This is a genomic window from Pelomicrobium sp. G1 (assembly GCF_051905455.1).
Taxonomy (GTDB): Bacteria; Pseudomonadota; Gammaproteobacteria; order Burkholderiales; family UBA6910; genus Pelomicrobium.
The window spans coordinates 1-233 of sequence record NZ_JBQACR010000649.1 but is presented as its reverse complement, the minus strand read 5'-3'; the positions used below and the strand labels follow the sequence as shown (position 1 = coordinate 233).

Here is a 233-nt window from a genome sequence, read left to right as displayed (position 1 = left end):
CGCCCCCCAATTGAGCCGCGTAGCGCACCGTCCCCCGTGCGCTGGAGCGGTCCCGCTCCCGCATGGCCTTGAGCCGCTGGCGGGGACTGGACAGCACCACCCACTGCCGGGGCGAGAGGACGATCTCCGTCGAGCGGCGCAGGTCCTGCAGGAAGCGCACTTCCATCTCTTGCGCCACGCCCGCGTCCTCGATGGCCACGTCCAGCTCCCAGTTGCCGAACCAACTGGAAAGG

At 70.0% G+C, this 233-nt stretch carries 1 pseudogene; it reads right to left on the bottom strand.

The annotated features are described in order from the left end of the window. Positions 1-233 (bottom strand): annotated as a pseudogene (locus ACTFO6_RS19975) (cardiolipin synthase B); the annotation flags it as partial.